Source organism: Allobosea sp. GW822-FHT05A11, assembly GCF_058800455.1.
The window spans coordinates 309,090-326,748 of record NZ_JBXAMI010000004.1 but is presented as its reverse complement, the minus strand read 5'-3'; the positions used below and the strand labels follow the sequence as shown (position 1 = coordinate 326,748).

Here is a 17,659-nt window from a genome sequence, read left to right as displayed (position 1 = left end):
GCCATTCCACCCCGGCCGGCGGCCGGGTCCTTACCCCTGTTGCGGTCCGCCCTCGCCGTCGTCAAGCGGGCTGAACAGATCGCCGAGCGGGTCCTCGTCGTCACGCAAGGACGGATCGTCGTCGGGCACCGGCACCGCAAGGTCGCGCGTCAGGCGCCCTTCGATGAAGCCCGTGCCTTTCAATTCCTCCAGCCCCGGCAGGTCGTCGATGCGGTCGAGCCCGAAATGGTCGAGGAAGCCCGGCGTCGTGCCGTAGGTGATCGGACGGCCCGGCGAGCGCCGCCGTCCGCGCAGGCGGACCCAGCCCGCCTCCAGCAGGATGTCGAGCGTGCCCTTGGCGGTAGCGACGCCACGAATCTCCTCGATCTCGGCCCGCGTCACCGGCTGGTGATAGGCGATGATCGACAGCACTTCGAGCGCCGCCCGCGACAGGCGCCTCGGAGGCTCGGCCTCGGCCGCGAGGAGATAGCCGAGGTCCGGCGCCGTCCTGAAGGCCCAGCCACCGGCGACCTGGCGCAGATTGACCCCGCGCAGCGCGTAGCTCTCGACGAGCCCGGCCAGCACCTGTTCGATCACGATACCGGCGGGGATCGCCCGGCCGAGCACCTCGGCGGTCAGCGGCGTGGCCGAGGCGAAGAGCAAGGCCTCGACCACGCGAACAGCCTGCGAAAAGGCTTCCGCCCCGCCATCGGCCTCGGCATCCTCGGGTTCGACCGACGCCCCGGTCATGAAGCGTCCTTGGCGAAGGGCAGCCCTTCCGGCCTGGCCGAGCGGCGGCGCACCTCGATCGGCGCGAAGGCATTGTCCTGCCTGAGGTCGAGGACCCCTTCCCTCACCATCTCGAGCATCGCCGACAGCGCAGAGGCCTGCACCGTCGCCCGCATCTCCCGCACGGGCAGGCCGTGCGAAGCCATGTACCGCGTCAGATAGCTGTCGAGCTCCGTCCAGTCGCCGGCCTCGCCGACCAGCCGCTGCAGGGCCTCGCGCGCCTCGACCAGGGACCAGACGACGCGGTGCCCGACCGAGATATGGCCCTGCACCCGCTTCTGCCGCTGTTGGGCATAGGCTGCGAGCAGGTCGTAGAGCTCGGCCTCCCAGACCGGCCGGGCGCCAGCCACGATCTCCTCAGGCGCACCGCGGGCGAACACGTCCTGCCCCAGCCGCTCGCGGGCGGAAAGCTTGTTCGCGGCAGCGCGGATCGCCTCTAGCCGGCGCAGGCGCAAGGCGAGCGCGGTCGCAAGGTCGGCCGCGCTCGGCTCCTCGCCCTTGGGTGGCTCCGGCAGCAGCAGGCGTGACTTGAGATAGGCGAGCCAGGCCGCCATCACGAGATAATCGGCGGCGAGCTCGAGCCGCAGCGCCCGCGCCTCCTCGACGAAGGCGAGATATTGCTCGGCAAGAGCCAGGATCGAGATGCGGTGCAGATCGACCTTCTGCCGGCGCGCGAGATCGAGCAGCAGGTCGAGCGGCCCTTCATAGCCGTCGACATCGACGACGAGCGAAGGCTCGCCCGCGCGCTCGGTGCGGTCTTCCTCGAATGGCAACTCGGCCGTCATCGAAGGCCCTGCCCCACCTGTCATCCCCGGAGATGCAGATTCGGCCGTTCAGGCGCTCAACGCAAGCGCGCTCGCGATCTCGGCGCGCACGGCCTCCAGATCGACCGGCTCCGGCTCGTGCCGGATGCGGCCCAGCGCAGCGGCGGCGCGGCGCGCACGCGCGCCCGTCATCTCCGGCACGGCACCGGCGACAGCGATCATCTCATCCATGATGCCGTGGCAATGCAGGATGACATCGACGCCGGCCCGGATCGCGGCCCGCGACTTGGCCTCGAACGAGCCCGACAGCGCCTTCATCGAGATGTCGTCGGTCATGATCAGGCCGTCGAAGCCGAGTTCGCCGCGCATGATCTCGCGCACGATCTTGCGGGAGATGGTCGCCGGGTTCTTGGCGTCGAGCGCGGTGAAGACGAGATGCGCCGTCATCGCCAGTGGCATATCGGCGAGATGTCGGAACGGCCGGAAATCATGCGCCCGGAGCTCGTCCAGCGAGGCATCGACGATCGGCAGATCATGATGGCTGTCGGCTCGCGCGCGACCATGGCCGGGCATATGCTTGACCACCGGCAGCACGCCGCCCGCGATCAGTCCCTCGGCGGCCGCCCGGCCGAGCCGTGCGACATGATCGGGGTCGTGGGCATAGGCGCGATCGCCGATCACGTCGTGGCTGCCGGCGACAGGCACGTCGAGCACCGGCAGGCAGTCGACATCGATGCCGACTTGTCTCAGGTCGTGTGCCATCAGGCGGGCCGAGAGACGGACAATCTCGCGTTGGCGGATGGGATCGTTGATTGTCAGGAAGGCGCGGGCCGACGAATATTTCGGCCAGTTCGGCGGCCCCATGCGTTGGACACGCCCGCCCTCCTGATCGATCAGGATCGGCGCGTGCCAGCCGACAGTCTCGCGCATCTCCGCGGTCAGTGCCGCGACCTGCTCGGGCGACTGCGTATTGCGCTTGAAGACGATGAAGCCCCAGGGCCGGGCGTCGCGGAAGAAGGCCCGCTCGTCCGCAGTGAGGCTCGTGCCGAGGCAGCCGGCAATGAAGGCGCGCGATGTCATGACATCGGGTTACGGCATCGGCCTGAAAAGGCAAATGCGGTTTTCGGACTAGGCCGATGCGAGAAAGCAAAATGTGCCACGGGCGCGGTCAAGAACGATCCGCGCCCGCGTGTAAACTCACTTCACCTGCTGGTAGTTCTGCGCGTTGAACGCGTCGAAGGGCAGCTCGGCGATGCGAAACCAGAGCTGCTCCTTCTTCCAGTACGGCAGGAAGGAATCGTAGAAGGTCTTGAAGTTGGCATTGCTGGCGGCGAGCTCGCCATACATGGCGAAGGCCTCCTTGAACGCCGCCGCCATCACCTCCTGCGGGAAGGGACGCAGCTCCGCGCCGGTGCCGGCGAGGCGAATCAGCGCGTCGGGATTGTTGTGGTCGTACTTGGCCAGGCAGTTCATGTTGGCCTCGGCGCAGGCGGCCTCGACGATCGCCTTGTAGGAAGCCGGCAGCTCGTTCCACTTGTCCTGGTTGGCGAGGAAGCTGACATTGGCGTTCCCCTCCCAGAAGCCGGGGTAGTAGTAGTATTTGGCGACCTTCGCGAAGCCGAGCTTCTCGTCGTCATAGGGACCGGAGAACTCGACGGCATCGAGCGTGCCACGCTCCAGCGCCGGGTAGATGTCGGCGCCGCCGATCGTCTGCGGCACGACGCCGAGACGCGCCATGATCCGGCCACCGAGGCCGGCGATGCGGAACTTCAGGCCCTTCAGGTCCTCCAGCGACTTGATCTCCTTGCGGAACCAGCCGCCCATCTGCGCGCCGGTATTGCCCGAGGGAATCGTGTGGACGTTGAAGCCCTTCATGAAGGCCCGGCAGAGCTCGAGGCCGCCGCCCTGGTAGAGCCAGGCATTCTGCTGGCGGGCATTGAAGCCGAAGGGCAGCGAGGTCTCGAAGGCGAAGGCCGGGTCCTTGCCGATATAGAAGCTCGCCAGCGTGTGGCTGCACTCGACGGTGCCGTTCTGCACCGCGTCGAGCGCCTGCAGGGCCGGCACGATCTCGCCCGGCGCGAAGACCTGGATCTGGAAGTTGTTGTCGGTCGCCTCGGCCACGCGCTTCGCGACATGGGTCGAGATGCCGAACAGAGTGTCGAGGCTCTTCGGGTAGCTGGAGGTCAGGCGCCAATTGATCTTGGGCTGCGACTGCGCGATGGCGGGCGCGGCGATGGCAGCGCTTCCCGCCGCGCCGGCGGCAGCGACCTTGACGAACTTGCGGCGATCCATGGGTTACCTCCAGCGTTCGGCCAGCCTGCCCTCTTGGAACAGACCACTCGTTGTTGGGGAGGCTACTCGCACGGCCCAACGCATGAAACAAGCGTGGCGTCACACCCTGTCATGCGTCCGATTCAAATGAAAACGGCGGCACCCACCGGGTGCCGCCGCTGATATCCGACGCTGATCGTTCGGATCAGTTCTTGGCGATGAAGCACTGTCCGCCGGCAGCCTGGAGCTGCGTGCACATCGAGGTCGCATCCTCGCGGGAATAAGGCCCGACGCGCAGGCGGAAGACGGTCTTGCCCCCCGCGAGCTCGGTCTTGCGGATGATCGGCGACTGCCCGGTGAGCTGTTGCGGATACTTGCGCTGCAGCGCCGCGAAGGTGGCGCGGGCTTCGGCATCGCTGCCCGGCGCGCCGAGCTGCACGACGAAGTCGCCGGTGCCGGCGCGGACGGCCGCGGTCGCCGGAGCCGGCGGCACGGCGTCCGGAGCAGCGCTGGCGAGACGGGTCGGCGCGGCAGGCGTGGTCGCGGCCGGCGGCGTCGTCGCCCGTTCCTGAACCTTCGGTGCCGCGGCAGCCGGTGCGGGGCGCGGCGCCGGCTGCGCCGCCAGGCTGGCGAGCGAGCGGGTAGGCGCCGAGCCGGTCGCGATCGGCTGGTTGCTGTCGACGGCGATCGGGTTCTGTGCCGGCGTACCGTCGGGACGGATCGAGACGGTACGAACCTTGCGCGGCTCGCCGAGGCCCGGCACCGGCGGGGTCGGCGTCAGGGCCGGCTCCAGCGGAGTGATGCTGCGCTCGGGCGCGCCCGGAGCCGCGGCGAGTGCCGTTCCGGCACCGGAGGTCGGGCCGGGCACGACCACGCGCGGCGGCATCGAGCGGGCCGCCTGCTGGACATCGATCGGCTGCTCCTCGTTGTTCACGACCTTGCTCTGCGCCGGTGGGGCGTCAGGATTGCGATCGTAGATCTGCTTGTTCTGGTTCGGGATCTCCGCGCCGCCCGGATTGACCGGCTCGACCTTGACCGGCCCGGCATCGGCCGCGATCACCGGCGGCTGACCATCCTTCGAGACGGAGCCGCCGCGCCACGTGAACGCAGCGCCGACGCCGACGAGGCCGACGGCGATGACCGCTGCCGCAGCCCAGAGCCCCTTGCGCGAACGACGTGGCTCCAGGTCGGGCATGTCGTCTTCGCCGTATTCCGGCGCCGGCATGCCCTGCTGGGCGTGGCCATAGTCATAGGCAGGCTCTTCCGGCGCATAGGCGGCCGGCGCCGGACGGTACGGCGCGCCCTGGTCGAGGTCGCGCGGCGGGGCAGCACCCTGAAGCACGGCCGGGCGCGCATAGGGCAGCGGCTCCGGCAGATCGAAATCGGGCTCGAAATCATCCTGGGGAGCAGGCTGGGTCGGGGGCGCAGGCGGAGGCGCAGCTTCCGCCCGCTTCGGCTCGGTGCGTCGCAGCAGCGCCTCGAACTCGTCGAGCGCGCCGCGCATTTCGGCAGGAGGCGCGCTCATTTCGGGCGCGGCCGGCGCCGGCTGCTGCGGAACGACCTCGAAGCTCGGCTCCTGGCGCGGCGCAGGGCGCGGCGGCGGGCGCCGCTCGGCGAAAATGTCCTTGAGCGGATCTTCCTGCCCGACGATGCGGGTCAGTTCCGCAAGCGGATCGGCCTGCTGCCCCGGGCGGGGCGTCTGCCCTGCTCCGCGCAGCTGGCGCTCGAGATCTTCGAGATCGAGCGCGAAACGATTCCTAGCTGGCTCACTCATGGTATGATCCATTCCAGCACAAGCCGCTTCCTCCTATGGAAGAACCGGGAACTCTGTGCGGTCAACCTGACCTTGTGCGCGCCAGCGGAAAAACCTCCGTCAGCGCATCTCTTCCGGCGCCGCAACTCCGGCGACAGCCAGACCGGAAGCAAGAACGCTGCGCACCGCATGCACAAACGCCAACCTCGCCAAGGTCGACTTTCGATCAGTTTGATTAACGAACCGTAATTGCGGCGAGTCTTTGCCCTTGTTCCAGAGCGAGTGGAAAGCGCTCGCCAGTTCATGAACGAAGAATGCCACGCGATGCGGCTCGTGCGCGGCCGCCGCACCTTCGATGATTCGCGGATAGGCCGCGATCGTCTTGATGATGCCGACTTCGGCCTCGTCGACGAGGATCGAGAGATCGGCCCCGGCCAGCGCCGCCGACGACAGGTCGAGATCGGGATAGACCTCGCGCGCCTGCCGGAAGATCGAGGCGCAGCGCGCATGCGCGTACTGGACGTAGAAGACCGGATTGTCCTTCGACTGCTCGACCACCTTGCCGAGATCGAAATCCAGCGTCGCGTCGTTCTTGCGGAAGATCATCATGAAGCGCACCGCATCGCGGCCGACCTCGTCGATGACCTCGCGCAGCGTGACGAAATCGCCGGAGCGCTTCGACATCCTGACCTGCTCGCCGTTGCGCAGCAGCCGCACGAGCTGGCAGAGCTTGACGTCGAGCGAGCCCTGCCCGCCCGTCACCGCCTTCACGGCCGCCTGCATGCGCTTGACATAGCCGCCATGGTCGGCGCCCCAGACGTCGATCATTTCGGGGAAGCCGCGCACGAACTTGGAGCGGTGATAGGCGATGTCGTTGGCGAAATAGGTGTAGCTGCCATCCGATTTCAGCAGCGGCCGGTCGACATCGTCGCCGAATTTGGTGGCGCGGAACAGGGTCTGCTCGCGGTCTTCCCAGTCCTCGTCCTTCTGGCCCTTCGGCGGCGGCAGGCGCCCTTCATAGACAAGGTCTCGCGAGCGCAGGTCCTCGATGGTCTGGTGCACCGCGTTGGAATTGCCGTCCCGGCCCTGCAGCGAACGCTCCGAGAAAAACAGGTCGTGGACAACGCCGAGCGCAGCGAGATCGTCGCGGATCATCGCCATCATGCCGTCGATCGCCGCCTGCCGGACGAGCGGGAGCCAGTCCCACTCGGCCTTGTCGCGAAGGGCATCACCGTACTGCTCGGCAAGCGCCTTGCCGACCGAGACCAGGTAATCGCCGGGATAAAGCCCCTCGGGGATCGGGCCGATATCCTCGCCCAGCGCCTCGCGGTAGCGCAGGAAGGCGGAGCGGGCGAGCACATCGACCTGCGCGCCGGCATCGTTGATGTAGTATTCGCGGGTAACGTCATGGCCGGCGAAGGCGAGCAGGCTCGCCAGCGCATCGCCGAACACGGCGCCGCGGCCATGGCCGACATGCATCGGCCCGGTCGGGTTGGCCGAGACATACTCGACATTGACCCTCGGCTCGGGCTTCGGCGCGCCGCGCCCGTAATCCAGCCCCGCCTCGATCGCGGTCTTCAGCACCGCCGTGAACACAACCGGCTGCAGCGTCAGGTTGATGAAGCCGGGGCCGGCGATCTCCGCCTTGGTGATCTCCGGGTCCTTCGACAATTCCTCGACCAGCAGCGTGGCCAGCGCACGCGGGTTGGTGCCGGCATCCTTGGCCAGCACCATCGCGGCATTGGTGGCGAGATCGCCATGAGCCGGATCCTTGGTCGGCTCGACCACGACGCGCGCGAGATTGAGGCCGGCCGGAAGCGCGCCTCGCTCGGCGAGGGCCGAGAGCGCAGCGTGAAGACGGGCGGAATAGATCTCGAACAGGTTCATTGCGGCCACGATTGCGGATGGGAAGCCGCCCGGCCCTATCGCAGCGAGGGGGTGGCGTCAAACAGGCGGCGGTGCTCGTCGAGCGCGTACCAGTCGGTCATCCCGGCGATGTAGTCGGCAATACGCCGCGCGCGACGGTGTTCGTCGAGCGGATCGCAGCCGGCCGCCCATTCCTCCGGCATCGCCGCCGGATCGGCGCTGAAGCGCTGGAACAGCTCGCGCACCACCTGTGCCGCATCGGCCCGGATCGGCGCGATGCGCGGATGGCGATACATGTTCGGGTAGAGGAAGCCCTTGATGTCGCGGTCGGCCGCTTCGATCACCGGCGAGAAGGCGATAACGGGTGCATCGGCCCTCCGGATCGCATCGGCATCATCTGGCGCCAGCGCCGCGAGACGTCTCTGCGATTCCGCGATCACGTCCTCGACGAAGCGCGTGATCACCCGTCGCACCAGCTCGTTCGTCGCCCTCGCCCGCTCCAGCCCGGGATGCAAGCGCTCGATCTCGTCGAGCAGTTCGGCGAGGAACGGCACCGCCCTGAGCTCGGCATGGCCGAACAGCCCGGCGCGCAGGCCGTCGTCGATGTCATGGGCGTTATAGGCGATGTCGTCGGCCAGCGCCGCGGCCTGCGCCTCGGCCGAGGCATAGCTGTCGAGCCAGAGGTCCTGGCGCTGCTGGTACTCGACGATCGCGACGGGGATGCCTGACTTCACATAGCGCGCCGTCGGCCTGCCCGCGTGGTCGAGCAGCGGACCGTTATGCTTGACCAGTCCTTCGAGCGTCTCCCAGCTCAGGTTGAGCCCGTCGAAATCGGCATAGCGCCGCTCCAGCCGCGTCACGATCCTGAGCGTCTGGGCGTTGTGGTCGAAGCCGCCGAAACCGGCCATGCATTCTTCCAGCGCATCCTCGCCGGTATGGCCGAAGGGCGTGTGGCCGAGGTCATGGGCCAGCGCCAGGGCCTCGGCCAGGTCCTCGTCGAGGCCGAGCGCGCGCGCCAGGGCGCGGGCGATCTGCGCCACCTCGATCGTATGGGTCAGGCGAGTCCGATAGTGGTCGCCCTCATGCGAGACGAAGACCTGCGTCTTGTGCTTCAGCCGTCGGAAGGCGGTCGAATGGATGATGCGGTCGCGGTCGCGCTGGAACTCGCCGCGCGTCGCCGAGGCCGGCTCCGCCACGAGGCGCCCGCGGCTCGTGCTGGAGCGGCAGGCATAGCGCGCGCGCCAGCGTTCTCCGGGCTCGTGGCCGGCCGGCGGGGTCGGGCTCTGTGGATAGGGCATGGCAGCCTCGTTGCGGCCCCATGCTTGTAGAGCCGCTGTCGGGCCATTACCTTTCCGGGTAACCAGGGTGCAAGGCGCATCTGCCCAAGGAGCCCCGAATATGTCGACCGATCTCGCGGTCAATCCACGCGGCATCGCGGTGACCGCAAATGCCGCGAAACGCATTCTCTCGGTGATGGCGAGCGAAGCGCCGGGCGCGATGCTGCGTGTCAGCGTCGCCGGCGGCGGCTGCTCCGGCTTCCAGTACATCTTCGATATCGATCAGGAAAAAGCTCCAGACGATCTCATGATCGAGCGCGACGGTGCCAAGGTGCTGATCGACGAGACCTCGCTCGACCTGCTCGAAGGCTGCACCATCGATTTCGTCGACGACCTGATCGGCCAGTCCTTCCGGATCACCAACCCGAACGCGACGAGTTCCTGCGGCTGCGGCACGTCCTTCGGGATTTGATGGCCGCCGATCGACGGGCGTCTTGCCTAGGCTTGCCCCGCGGATGACGCCAAGCCTGCGTGGCAAAAAGAAAAGGCGCCCACGGGGCGCCTTTTTCATTCAACCGAGCCGGAAAGTTAATGCGCCGCCGTCGCGGCCACATCCTGCTCCAGGTGGATTTCCGCGGCCATAAGGCCCTTCGGCCCCGGCCCATAGCGCACCAGCACGGTCTGGCCCGGCACCAGCTCGACGAGCCCGTAGCGGCGCAGCGTCTCCATATGCACGAAGATGTCCGGCGCGCCCTCGCCCTTCGAGACGAAGCCGAAACCGCGCAGGCGGTTGAACCACTTCACCACCATGCGCTCGAGCCCGCTCGTCGGCGACACCGCGACATTGGTGCGCGCCATCGGCATCTCGGACGGATGGCGTCCGGAGGAGGTATCGATCGACAGCACGCGCACCGCCTGGCGGCCTCGCGGCTTCTCGACGGCTTCGAGCACGATGCGAGCGCCTTCGGCTATCGTATTGAATCCGTCGCGTTTCAGGATCGTGACATGGAGCAGAACGTCGGCGCCGCCCGCCTCCGGAACGACGAAGCCATAGCCCTTGGAGACGTCGAACCACTTGACGTAGCCGGTGACCTCGACCGGCACCTCCGGCGCGTGATCGCCCGCCCCATCGAGCCGCACGACGCGATTGAGTGACTGGATGGGACCCATCGGTGGCCGCCCGCTCTCACCGAATTCGTCGGACATGTGCCGCTCACCCCCACGCACAACGCTTGATTCGCGCTGTCACGATACCATTGCTGCGGATTCAGGAAACAGCCCCCGAAAAATCGTCCACATCATCCGGGTCTGGAAGCGAGCCCTCCCAGCACCGCCCCGCTCTCGGCGCGGATGACGAGATCGGCCACCGGATCGAGCTCCGTCGGCTCGCGGTTGAGGATGACGAGCTTGGCGCCCTGTCGCTTGGCGATCACCGGCAGCGTCGCGGCCGGATAGACCACGAGCGACGAACCGACGACGAGGAAGAGATCGCATTCCAGCGCGAACCCCTGCGCCCGCTTCATCGCCTCCTGCGGCATCGCCTGCCCGAAGGAGATCGTCGCCGATTTCACCGGTCCGGCGCAGATCGTGCATTCCGGCGGCTCGCCGGTGGCCTCGAAAGCGGGCCGGATCGCCGCCAGCTCATGCCGCCAGCCACAGTTCAGACAGGTCGCATAGGTGCCGTTGCCGTGCAGCTCGATCACCTTGTCCTCGGGCACGCCGGAAGCCTGGTGCAAACCATCGATATTCTGGGTGACGATGGCGGGCGAACGCCCCTCCGCCACCAGCCGGGCCAGCGCCTGATGGCCGCTGTTCGGCGCGGCGCCGCGATAATGGTCGTCCATCGTAAATTTGCGGCGCCAGGCCTCGATACGGACCTCGCGGCTCTCGACGAAGGCATCGTAGGGGATCGGCTTGTTGACCATCCAGGGCGAACCGGGTGTGCGGAAATCCGGCACGCCGGACTCAGTCGAGATGCCGGCGCCAGTGAAGCTGACGATGCTGTCCGCCCGGTCGAGCAGCGCATGCAACGCCGCGATGGCATCCTCGGTCTCGTCCTGCATGCATTCGCCCGATCGCTGGATTGGAAGTGCTCCAGATATGGCGCGGGTTTGCTGCGCTTCCAAGGCGATTGACGCCAGCGCACGCACGCAGCAAATCAGAGAGACCATGCCGACGACCGCCAGCCCCTCGCTCAATCCCGATCTCATCGATACCGGCACGCCGCCGATCCCGGAGGCGCAAGGCTGGGCCCGCGCCTATGGCGGCGCCCGCGGCCCGCTGATCGATCTCTCGCAGGCGGTGCCCGGCGCCCCGCCCCCGCCCGCTCTGCTCGAAAAGCTCGCCATTGCGGCGGCCGAGCCCGGCAACACGCGCTATGGCGGCATCACCGGCGATGCGAGCTTGCGCGAGGCTTATGCCGCCGAGATCTCCCGCATCTACGGCACGACCTTCAAGCCGACCGAGGTCGCGATCACCTCGGGCTGCAACCAGGCCTATGTCGTGACGATGATGGCGCTGGCGCGGGCCGGCGACAACGTGCTGCTGCCGACACCCTGGTACTTCAACCATGAGATGACGCTGACCATGCTCGGCGTCGAGGCCCGCCCGCTGCCTTGCGCGCCGGAAGCCGGCTTCGTGCCGGATGCCGCGACCGCCGAGGCGTTGATCGACGAGCGCACCCGCGCGATCGTGCTGGTAACACCCAACAACCCGACCGGCGCGGTCTATTCGCCTGAGACCATCGCAACCTTCGCCGCGCTCTGCGCAAGGCGCGGCATCTGGCTTGTACTGGACGAGACCTATCGCGATTTCCTGCCCGCGGACGTTGCGAAGCCGCATGAAGTCTTCGCCACAACGAGCTGGCAGGATTCGGTGATCGGCCTCTACAGCTTCTCGAAGGCCTATGCGATTCCCGGCTGGCGCCTTGGCGCGATCACGGCCGGCGAGCCGGCGCTCGCCCAGATCGGCAAGGTGCTCGACTGCGTCCAGATCAGCCCGGTCCGGGCCGGCCAGGCCGCCGTGACCTGGGGTATCGACGGCATCCGCGACTGGCGCGAGCGCAACCGCGCCGAGATCAACGCCCGTGCTGATCTTTTCCGCCAGGCGATGGCACCGCTCAACGGCTGGCGCGTGCTCTCGGCCGGCGCCTATTTCGCCTATGTCGCGCACCCCTTCGAGGGCGTGAAGGCGGCCGAGGTGGCGCGCCGCCTCGTCGCGGATTGCGGCGTGCTCGCCCTGCCCGGCCCGTATTTCGGCCCGGGACAGGAGAACCACCTGCGCATCGCCATCGCCAATGTCGCGGCCGACAGGATCGAAGGGTTGCGCGAGCGGCTGACAGGCTTTTCGCTCTGACAGACAGGCCAGCCGCGCCGTCATGCTCGCCCTTGTGGCGAGCATCCACGTCTTGAACACCGCCCGCGCTGAAGGAAGATGTGGATGGTCGGGACAAGCCCGACCATGACGCAAGAATGGGTCGCAGGCTTACCGGAACAGCGCCGCATAGCGATCGCGATAGGCCCAGACCAGCATCGAGCCCAGCACCACGAGAATGACCGCGACCGGCAGGCCCTGCGGGTTGATCGTGGCGTGGAACAGCACGATCACCGCCATCACGGGCGCAATCAGCGCCAAGCCGAAGGCCGGCACGACATTCGCGATCAGGCTGAGCGCGCCAGTGAGATTAACCGCCTTCAGGAAGGGCCAGAGGAAGCCGGAATCCTGCAGGGCGGTCTCGAACACGACGCCACGCGGGCTGGTCGGCGGATGGATCAGGTTCATGCCCGTGGCGAGCCACCAGAAGCCGTCGACGGCGCTGATGAGGAAGATCACCCCGAGCAGGACGCGCGGGATGGTGACGAGAAAAAAGGTCTTCATGGAGATCCGAGCCGACAAAAGAAATGGCCCCGGCAGCGCCGGAGCCATTCTTGGTCGCCTCGACCGCGCGCCGGGTTCAATCGGCGCGCTGAAAAACTACATCGTCGCGCCGATCTGCCAGGGCACGAACTCGGCATCGCCGTAACCCATCTCTTCCGACTTGGAGTGCTCGCCCGAAGCGACGCGCAGCAGGTAGTCGAAGATTTCGCGACCCTTTTCCTCCAGCGTCACGCCGTCGAGCACATCGCCGCAATTGATGTCCATGTCGTCGGTCTGCTTCAGATACATCGGCGTGTTGGTCGCGAGCTTGACCGAGGGCGTCGGCTTGCAGCCATAAGCCGAGCCGCGACCCGTGGTGAAGGCGAGGATATTGGCGCCGCCCGCCACCTGGCCTGTCGCCGAGACCGGGTCGTAGCCGGGGGTGTCCATGTAGACGAAGCCCTTCGCCTTCACCGGCTCGGCATAGTGGTAGACGGCCGAGAGCGTCTTGGTACCGCCCTTGGCAGCCGCGCCCAGCGACTTCTCCAGGATCGTGGTGAGCCCGCCCGCCTTGTTCCCCGGCGAGGGGTTGTTGTTCATGCTCATCCGGGCGCGCGCGGTGTAATCCTCCCACCACTTGATAATGCCGACGAGCTTCTCGCCGACCTCGCGCGTCGCCGCGCGGCGCGTCAGCAGATGCTCGGCGCCATAGATCTCTGGCGTCTCGGAGAGGATCGCCGTGCCGCCGTGCTCGACGAGGATATCGACGGCCGCGCCCAGCGCCGGATTGGCGGTGATGCCGGAATAGCCGTCCGAGCCGCCGCATTGCAGGGCCAGCATCAGTTCGGAGGCCGGCACCGTCTCGCGCACCGCCTTGTTGGCGATCGGCAGCATCACCTTCAGCGCATCGATGCCGGCGGCGACCGCCTTCTTCGTGCCGCCGGTCTCCTGGATCGTCAGGGTGCGGAAGACGTCGCTTTCCGTGACGCCATAAGCTTCCTTCATGCGGCTGATCTGGAAGCCCTCGCAGCCGAGGCCGACGACGAGCACCGCCGCCATGTTCGGGTTGCAGGCATAGCCCCAGGTCGTCCGCTTCAGCACCTCGAAGCTCTCGCCGTTGTAGTCGATGCCGCAGCCGGTGCCGTGGGTCAGCGCGATCACGCCGTCGACATTGGGATAGTCGGCCAGCAGCCCGGAGCGCTTCACCTCCTCGGCCATGAAGCGCGCGGCCGAGGCCGAGCAGTTCACCGAGGTCAGGATGCCCACATAGTTGCGCGTGCCGGCCTTGCCATTGGCGCGGCGGAAGCCCTCGAAGGTCGCCTGCTGCTCGACCGGCAGGACGAATTCGGGTTTTGCCTCCGCAGCGAAGGCATAGTCGCGATCGAAGGCGTGGAAGCCGGTATTGTGCTCGTGCACCCAATCGCCCGGCACGATATCGGCCGTCGCGAAGCCGATGATCTGGCCGAACTTGCGGATCGGCTGGTCCTTGGCGATCGGCACGATCGCCATCTTGTGCCCGCGCGGAATGCGCTTCAGCGCCTCGACCCCGGCCGCCGTCACGCCGAGATCGACGGGATCGACCGCGACGACGACGTTGTCGGCAGCGTTGAGCTTGAGCGTGCGGGGCGGCGCGGATTTGTCGAGCATGGCGGAAACCGGAACCTCTCGGCGCCGCGACGGCGGCGCACGTCTCTAGAGATGCCCCCAACCGCCGGTGTTTTCAATCGGTTCAAATCAGGAAACGGCCATGCGCCGCCGTGTACGGGACGAAAAGCCGCCGGCCTGGGCACAGCCTGATTTCGACCCTCGCGTGGCCATGCTGGAATTCACGCTCCGCAGAGCACGACCTTCAGCTTGAGATGCCTACCAGGTGACGCGCAGGCCAAGGTTGCCCTGGATGCTGTGACCCTTGTCATCGCCAAGCGCAGTCGTATAGCCGCCCGCGGCATAGAGACTGACGTTGGAGGTTACTTTAGCGACGATCCCGCCGCCGACCTCGAGGGACGAGCCCCGGAATCGGGTCGGGATCACATCGACCGCGTCGAATGTGACTTTGTCGGTGCGGCTGAAATTGTGCCAGAGATTGGCGGTGAGATAGGGTTGGATCTGTGAGGAGCCGATCAGGAAGCTCGTCTGCAGGCGGGCGCCGATACGGCCGGTGAAGCTGTCGCCATCGTCGAAGGAAACTGCGGAAAACCGGTCCCGGGTTCGGTCCAGCGAGAGGTGTTGCCAGATCAGTTGCGCCTGTGGCTCCAGCACGAAACCTGCGCCGAGAGCCAGCGGATAGCCGCCTTCCACCGAGGCGGTGACGGCCGAGCCGCCGATATCGGCGCGCACCCCACGGTCCGAGCCACCGCTGCCATCGAGCCAGCTATGCATCACGACCGTGTCCAGATACCAGCCTGACGGGCCGACATGCGTCCAGTAGGCGCCCAGGCTGTTCGAATCGAGATCGAGCTTGCCGACCTTGCTGCGGAGCTGGCCGAGTGCGAAGCCCCGAATATCGCCCTCGGCGCGGGCAAATCCGTAAAACAGACCGAAGCTGTCGCGGTGCCCGCTCGCCCGATCGATGGCAAGGAGATCGAGGCCGGTCTGGAGACCCCAGATACGGCCGTTGAACTCGGGGTCGACGGTGCCGGACCAGCGCTGATCCATGCGCTCGCCGAAGACGCGCCCCCAACCCGCCGAGAAGCTCCCCTGACTGCTAAGCAGGCTCTGCTCGCCCCTCCGCTGATGGAACGTCCCGAGCGTCGCCAGGCCGAGACGGCGTGCCGTGGCCGGAATGGCCGCATAGACAGGCACCTCAGGCCGGTAGAGCGGGACCGGTGCCGAACCGGCGGGCGGCGCCGGCGGCAACGAAGGGCTCCCCGGAGCGGCGACCGGCGGCGTCACATCCGGAGCCACCGGCTCGATCTGGTTGCGCAGATACCAGTTCTGTGTCGAGCCCGCCGTCGCGCCGCCGTGGAACAGGACATACTCATAAGCGCCGGCCGCAACCGGCCCCGCCAGCGCGAAGGCCCCTGCATTCGTCGTTGCGCCGTTGATGGCGTCGACCACCAGGATACCGTTGCCTGTCGTGGTGGCTCCGGGCCCGCCGACATTGGTGATCGCAAGCCGTGACGTGCCGCTCGCAGTGCCGCCATCGATCACGAGCCGATCCGAGGGCGATCCATCCGTGCCCAGGAAGGTGTTCAGCGCGACGGTGCCGCTCTGGCCGATATAGTTCGAGACCGTCAGCGTATTGCCGATCCCGCTGCCGCCGACCTGTGCCAGGCCGGCATTGGTGAGCGTGCCGCCGATGGTGAAATTGCCCTTGGCGCTCCCGGCGAAAGCCGCCACGGCGTCGGCCACCGCGATCCGGCCGTTGTTGCTGACCGATCCCGCCACGCTGCCATAGCCGCCGAGCGTCGCGCCGGATGCGACGGAGACGGCCCCGCCGCCGGAGAGTGCAGCCGCCGGGTTGGCCGCATTGCCGACGGCCAGGGTGCCGGCGGAGACGGTCGTTGTGCCGGAATAGGGATTGTTTGCCGTCAGCACCGTCGTGCCCGAGCCGATCTGGGCGAGCGCGCCCATGCCCGAGACCGTGCCCGCGAACGTGAGGATGTCGGAACGGTTGAAAGCAAGCCTGCCACTATTGCTGACATTGCCGAGAATGCTGCCGCTGGTCCCTCCCGCACCGAGCTGAAGCGTGCCCTGGGTGATGGTGGTGCCGCCGGAATAGCTGTTGGACCCGGTCAGGATCGTCGTGCCCGCCCCGGTCTTCTCGACCGCGCCGGTGCCGCTGATCGTCCCGGCATAGGTTGCGACATCCGGCTGCGTGAAGCGAACGAGGCCGTTATTCGTCACCGCCGGGGTGATTCCCTGCGCCGGGCCTTCGAGCGTGCCGGCCGGATCGACGATCATCCGGCCGATATAGGCAGCGTTGTTGCCGATGAGGCGCAGCGTGCCCTGCTGCACTGTCGCCACCTGGATATCGGTCAGCGAGCCATCGAGGGTCCACGTTCCCGGCTCGATCTTGTTCAGAATCTCGAAGCCGGTGATCGAGCTTGCGCTGACGGAGGCTGGGCCGTTCCCGGCAAGTATCAGCAGGTCGGTGCCGTCGCCGCCTGCAATGCGCTGCGTCGGAGAAATCGTGCCGGCGCCCAGGTTTCGCAGTGTCACCGTGTCGTTGTCGGTGCCCATATCGATCAGGCCGCCGATCGTACCGCCGCCCTGCCACAGAAAGGTATCCGCGCCGGTGCTCATCCGGATCTCGCCGCCGATCGCACCGCCGGTCACGGTGACGCTGTCGGTGCCGCCGCTGACACTGATATTGCCGCCGATCGAGCCGCCCGAGATCGTGATCGTGTCATTGCCGAAGCCGGTCACCAGATTGCCGTTGATCCGGCCGCCGGACATGTCGAAGACGTTGTTGTCGAGCTTCATGTCGACGCGGCCGATGGTGCCGCCGGTCATGACGGCGACGTCGCCGTCCTCGAAGGCGCCGACGATCGTGCCGCCGGACATGAAGAAGGTGTCGCGCTGGTCGCCCTGGGCCAGCGAGCCGATGCTGCCCCCGGTCATGATGAAGCTGTCGATGCCGCTCCCCTGGCTGACCGCGCCGCCGACCGTGCCGGCGTTGATCTCGAAACGGTCGGCGCCAGGGCCGGTCGTGACGCCGCCGGTGATTGTCGCGGTGCTGCCCGCCGGGAAGGTGATCAGGCTGGTGCCGATCGTGTTGAGATAGCTCGCGATACTGCCGCCGGCGATGACGACCGTCTTGGTTCCCGCTCCCCCCGTGATGCCGGCGCTGTAGGTGCCGCCGTTGACGGTGAGAAGGTCGTCGCCAGCCTGGAGGTCGACCGGGGCGAGCGTCGGATCGGGCGGGCCCGCATCGCAGACGACGGTATCGTTGCCAGCGGATGTTGCGCCGCATCCTGCTGCGGCCGTGCCCGACAGCATTGCTGTGGCGAGCAACGAGGTGGTTGACAGCCAGGTAAAAGAGCGTGCGCGGTTGAGATTGGGCAATTCCCTGTCCCCTTCGCGTCGCATGCCGGATAACCGATCATCGCGTTCGGTATCCGCACGACTCACCGATCATTATCAGCCAATATTGGGAGGGTCTT

The 17,659-nt window shown here is 67.3% G+C and carries 14 protein-coding genes; 2 read left to right on the top strand and 12 right to left on the bottom strand.

The window, feature by feature from the left end:
* Window positions 1-30: 30 nt before the first annotated feature.
* The 7 genes from scpB to AC1RLU_RS15440 form a co-directional block, all read right to left on the bottom strand.
* Window positions 31-729, bottom strand: coding sequence for an SMC-Scp complex subunit ScpB (gene scpB / locus AC1RLU_RS15470; protein WP_492796555.1), 699 nt, complete (start codon window positions 727-729; stop codon window positions 31-33).
* Window positions 726-1,553 carry a segregation and condensation protein A gene (locus AC1RLU_RS15465; protein WP_492796553.1) on the bottom strand — a complete coding sequence of 276 codons (828 nt, stop codon included), beginning with the start codon at window positions 1,551-1,553 and terminating at the stop codon, window positions 726-728. Before AC1RLU_RS15465 ends, scpB begins: the two co-directional genes overlap by 4 nt.
* A gap of 48 nt (window positions 1,554-1,601) precedes the next feature.
* The gene (gene nagZ / locus AC1RLU_RS15460; RefSeq protein WP_492796551.1) at window positions 1,602-2,612 is read right to left on the bottom strand and encodes a beta-N-acetylhexosaminidase; all 1,011 of its coding nucleotides are present in this window, start codon (window positions 2,610-2,612) and stop codon (window positions 1,602-1,604) included.
* A 117-nt stretch (window positions 2,613-2,729) separates the two neighbouring features.
* Window positions 2,730-3,824 carry a type 2 periplasmic-binding domain-containing protein gene (locus AC1RLU_RS15455; protein ID WP_113584335.1) on the bottom strand — a complete coding sequence of 365 codons (1,095 nt, stop codon included), beginning with the start codon at window positions 3,822-3,824 and terminating at the stop codon, window positions 2,730-2,732.
* A gap of 184 nt (window positions 3,825-4,008) precedes the next feature.
* Entirely contained in the window at window positions 4,009-5,577 is a 1,569-nt protein-coding gene (locus AC1RLU_RS15450) for an SPOR domain-containing protein (protein WP_492796549.1), read from the bottom strand.
* 99 nt (window positions 5,578-5,676) lie between these two features.
* Window positions 5,677-7,443 carry an arginine--tRNA ligase gene (gene argS / locus AC1RLU_RS15445; RefSeq protein WP_492796548.1) on the bottom strand — a complete coding sequence of 589 codons (1,767 nt, stop codon included), beginning with the start codon at window positions 7,441-7,443 and terminating at the stop codon, window positions 5,677-5,679.
* A gap of 35 nt (window positions 7,444-7,478) precedes the next feature.
* Window positions 7,479-8,720, bottom strand: a complete 1,242-nt coding sequence (locus tag AC1RLU_RS15440) for a deoxyguanosinetriphosphate triphosphohydrolase (protein WP_492796547.1) — start codon at window positions 8,718-8,720, stop codon at window positions 7,479-7,481.
* Window positions 8,721-8,820: 100 nt separating this feature from the next.
* On the opposite strand from AC1RLU_RS15440, the gene AC1RLU_RS15435 reads away from it, so the two are divergent.
* The gene (locus tag AC1RLU_RS15435; RefSeq protein WP_061967469.1) at window positions 8,821-9,171 is read left to right on the top strand and encodes a HesB/IscA family protein; all 351 of its coding nucleotides are present in this window, start codon (window positions 8,821-8,823) and stop codon (window positions 9,169-9,171) included.
* 116 nt (window positions 9,172-9,287) lie between these two features.
* Here AC1RLU_RS15435 and AC1RLU_RS15430 read toward each other — a convergent pair whose 3' ends face one another.
* Together AC1RLU_RS15430 and AC1RLU_RS15425 are read right to left on the bottom strand one after the other, a co-directional pair.
* A complete protein-coding gene (locus AC1RLU_RS15430; protein WP_061967468.1) occupies window positions 9,288-9,905 on the bottom strand; it encodes a cold-shock protein in 618 nt (205 codons plus the stop codon).
* Window positions 9,906-9,997: 92 nt separating this feature from the next.
* Window positions 9,998-10,762, bottom strand: coding sequence for an SIR2 family NAD-dependent protein deacylase (locus tag AC1RLU_RS15425; RefSeq protein WP_492796545.1), 765 nt, complete (start codon window positions 10,760-10,762; stop codon window positions 9,998-10,000).
* A gap of 106 nt (window positions 10,763-10,868) precedes the next feature.
* Between AC1RLU_RS15425 and AC1RLU_RS15420 the strand changes: the two genes are divergently transcribed.
* On the top strand, window positions 10,869-12,053 hold the full coding sequence (locus AC1RLU_RS15420) for an aminotransferase (RefSeq protein WP_492796543.1): 1,185 nt from the start codon (window positions 10,869-10,871) through the stop codon (window positions 12,051-12,053).
* Between the two features lie 129 nt (window positions 12,054-12,182).
* Here AC1RLU_RS15420 and AC1RLU_RS15415 read toward each other — a convergent pair whose 3' ends face one another.
* From AC1RLU_RS15415 to AC1RLU_RS15405, 3 genes are all read right to left on the bottom strand, one after another.
* Window positions 12,183-12,575, bottom strand: a complete 393-nt coding sequence (locus tag AC1RLU_RS15415; protein ID WP_061967462.1) for a hypothetical protein — start codon at window positions 12,573-12,575, stop codon at window positions 12,183-12,185.
* Between the two features lie 96 nt (window positions 12,576-12,671).
* Window positions 12,672-14,201 carry a UxaA family hydrolase gene (locus AC1RLU_RS15410; RefSeq protein ID WP_091861170.1) on the bottom strand — a complete coding sequence of 510 codons (1,530 nt, stop codon included), beginning with the start codon at window positions 14,199-14,201 and terminating at the stop codon, window positions 12,672-12,674.
* A 216-nt stretch (window positions 14,202-14,417) separates the two neighbouring features.
* Entirely contained in the window at window positions 14,418-17,585 is a 3,168-nt protein-coding gene (locus AC1RLU_RS15405) for an autotransporter family protein (protein WP_492796541.1), read from the bottom strand.
* Window positions 17,586-17,659 lie beyond the last annotated feature (74 nt).

Excerpts from the sequence above, each read along its gene's own strand:
- AC1RLU_RS15410 (WP_091861170.1), bottom strand. The coding sequence starts at position 14,201 with ATGCTCGACAAATCCGCGCCGCCCCGCACGCTCAAGCTCAACGCTGCC.
- AC1RLU_RS15435 (WP_061967469.1), top strand. The coding sequence starts at position 8,821 with ATGTCGACCGATCTCGCGGTCAATCCACGCGGCATCGCGGTGACCGCA.
- scpB (WP_492796555.1), bottom strand. The coding sequence starts at position 729 with ATGACCGGGGCGTCGGTCGAACCCGAGGATGCCGAGGCCGATGGCGGG.
- AC1RLU_RS15455 (WP_113584335.1), bottom strand. The coding sequence starts at position 3,824 with ATGGATCGCCGCAAGTTCGTCAAGGTCGCTGCCGCCGGCGCGGCGGGA.
- AC1RLU_RS15405 (WP_492796541.1), bottom strand. The coding sequence starts at position 17,585 with ATGCGACGCGAAGGGGACAGGGAATTGCCCAATCTCAACCGCGCACGC.
- argS (WP_492796548.1), bottom strand. The coding sequence starts at position 7,443 with ATGAACCTGTTCGAGATCTATTCCGCCCGTCTTCACGCTGCGCTCTCG.
- AC1RLU_RS15465 (WP_492796553.1), bottom strand. The coding sequence starts at position 1,553 with ATGACGGCCGAGTTGCCATTCGAGGAAGACCGCACCGAGCGCGCGGGC.
- AC1RLU_RS15420 (WP_492796543.1), top strand. The coding sequence starts at position 10,869 with ATGCCGACGACCGCCAGCCCCTCGCTCAATCCCGATCTCATCGATACC.
- AC1RLU_RS15450 (WP_492796549.1), bottom strand. The coding sequence starts at position 5,577 with ATGAGTGAGCCAGCTAGGAATCGTTTCGCGCTCGATCTCGAAGATCTC.
- AC1RLU_RS15425 (WP_492796545.1), bottom strand. The coding sequence starts at position 10,762 with ATGCAGGACGAGACCGAGGATGCCATCGCGGCGTTGCATGCGCTGCTC.
- AC1RLU_RS15440 (WP_492796547.1), bottom strand. The coding sequence starts at position 8,720 with ATGCCCTATCCACAGAGCCCGACCCCGCCGGCCGGCCACGAGCCCGGA.
- AC1RLU_RS15415 (WP_061967462.1), bottom strand. The coding sequence starts at position 12,575 with ATGAAGACCTTTTTTCTCGTCACCATCCCGCGCGTCCTGCTCGGGGTG.
- nagZ (WP_492796551.1), bottom strand. The coding sequence starts at position 2,612 with ATGACATCGCGCGCCTTCATTGCCGGCTGCCTCGGCACGAGCCTCACT.
- AC1RLU_RS15430 (WP_061967468.1), bottom strand. The coding sequence starts at position 9,905 with ATGTCCGACGAATTCGGTGAGAGCGGGCGGCCACCGATGGGTCCCATC.